Source organism: Curtobacterium sp. PsM8, from assembly GCF_030433875.1.
Taxonomy (GTDB): Bacteria; Actinomycetota; Actinomycetes; order Actinomycetales; family Microbacteriaceae; genus Curtobacterium.
In genome coordinates this window covers 1-2,023 of sequence record NZ_JARUXD010000144.1, presented here as the reverse complement: position 1 = coordinate 2,023, position 2,023 = coordinate 1, and the positions used below count along the sequence as shown (strand labels likewise).

Genomic DNA, 2,023 nt, shown 5'->3' with positions numbered 1-2,023 from the left:
CCCCCCCCCCCCGCTACGCCGGGGCGCCCGGGGCGCCCCCCCCCCGGCCCCGCCCGTCGGACGTCGGTCGCCGACGCCAGCGCGTCAGATCGCGCGGACCGCCTGGAGCAGTTCCGCGACCGGGACGTCGGACCGCTCGCCGGTGGCCCGGTTCCACAGTTCGACGACACCGTCGGCGGCACCACGGCCCGCGACGACGACGATCGGCATGCCCAGCAGCTCCGCGTCACGGAGCTTGACGCCCGGCGACACCTTCGGTCGGTCGTCGTACACCACGTCGAAGCGCTCGGACTCGAGCTGCGCGACGATCGACTCGGCCAGCTCGTACGCGGTGGCGTCCTTGCCGGTCGCGACGACGTGCACGTCGAACGGGGCGACGTGCTTCGGCCAGGCCAGGCCCTTCTCGTCGTTGTGCGCCTCGGCCAGGATCGCCAGGATGCGGGTCACGCCGATGCCGTACGAGCCCATCGTGACGGTCGCGAGCTTGCCGTTCTCGTCCTGCACTTTGAGACCAAGCGCCTCGGCGTACTTCCGGCCGAGCTGGAAGACGTGGCCGATCTCCATGCCGCGGGCCGTCTCGAGCGGGCCGGAGCCGTCGGGTGCCGGGTCGCCGGCGCGGACGTCGGAGACCTCGGCGACACCGTCGGCGACGAAGTCCCGCCCGGCCACCAGGCCGGAGACGTGGATGCCACGCTCGTTCGCGCCGGTGACCCAGGTCGTGCCGTCGACCACGCGCGGGTCGACGAAGTACCGGAGGCCGGTGGCGCTGTCGGCGCCGAGGACCTGCGGGCCGATGTAGCCCTTGACCAGGCCGCGGTGCTTCCGGAAGTCGTCGTCGCCGGCGGCTTCGACCTCGGCCGGGGCGAAGGCCACCTCGGCGCGCTTGAGGTCGACGTCGCGGTCGCCGGGCAGGCCGACCACCACGATCTCCCGCGTGCCGTCGAGGTGCGTGAGGGCGACGACCACGTTCTTCAGCGTGTCTGCCGCGGTCCACGGCGCGCCGTCACGCGGGGCGACGGCGTTCGCGTGCGCCACGAGCGAGTCGATCGTCGGTGTGTCCGACGCGGGGAGCAGCACGGGCTCGGGCAGGCCGTCGACGGGCTTCGCGTCCGGCACCGGCGTGACGTACGCCTCGACGTTGGCCGCGTACCCGCCGGCGCTGCGGACGAAGGTGTCCTCGCCGACGGTGATCGGGTGGAGGAACTCCTCCGACTTCGACCCACCCATCGCGCCGGCATCGGCCTTGACGATGACGTACTCGAGACCCAGACGGGCGAAGATCCGCTCGTAGGCGTCCCGCATGACCTGGTAGCTGCGCTCGAGCCCGGCGTCGTCGAGGTCGAACGAGTACGCGTCCTTCATCGTGAACTCGCGTCCACGCAGGAGCCCCGCGCGGGGACGGGCCTCGTCGCGGTACTTGTCCTGGATCTGGAACAGCGTGACGGGGAGGTCCTTGTAGGACGAGTACAGGTCCTTCACGAGGAGGGCGAACATCTCTTCGTGGGTGGGCGCGAGCAGGTAGTCGGAGCCCTTGCGGTCCTGCAGGCGGAACATGCCGTCGCCGTACTCGGTCCAGCGGTTGGTGGCCTCGTACGGCTCGCGCGGCAGGAGGGCGGGCAGCAGGACCTCCTGCGCACCGGCGGCGACCATCTCGTCGCGGATGATGCCCTCGATCTTGGAGCGGACCCGGAGCCCGAGCGGCAGCCAGGCGAAGATGCCTGGCGACTGGCGACGGACGTACCCGGCGCGGACGAGCAGCTTGTGACTCGTGACCTCCGCGTCGGAGGGGTCGTCGCGGAGCGTGCGGAGGAAGAGGTGAGAGAGCCGTGTGACCACGCCGTCAGCCTAGCGGCGCAGGGTCACGGCGCGACCCGCCTGTGGACGGCGAGGCCGCGGTGGCTGGCCTGTGCAGGAACGGACGGGAGGGCCCGGGGGGGGTGGGCCCCGGGCGCCCCGGCCGGCTGGGGGGGCGGGGGCCCCACCCCCCCTTAGAGGGGGGCCCCCCCCGCGTTGCGGGGGCGGG

General features: G+C 72.9%; 1 protein-coding gene. It reads right to left on the bottom strand.

What is annotated here, in order from left to right; all coding sequences use genetic code 11:
• Window positions 1-84: 84 nt before the first annotated feature.
• Window positions 85-1,836, bottom strand: coding sequence for a proline--tRNA ligase (locus tag QCD68_RS17145; RefSeq protein ID WP_301223884.1), 1,752 nt, complete (start codon window positions 1,834-1,836; stop codon window positions 85-87).
• Between the last annotated feature and the right edge of the window lie 187 nt (window positions 1,837-2,023).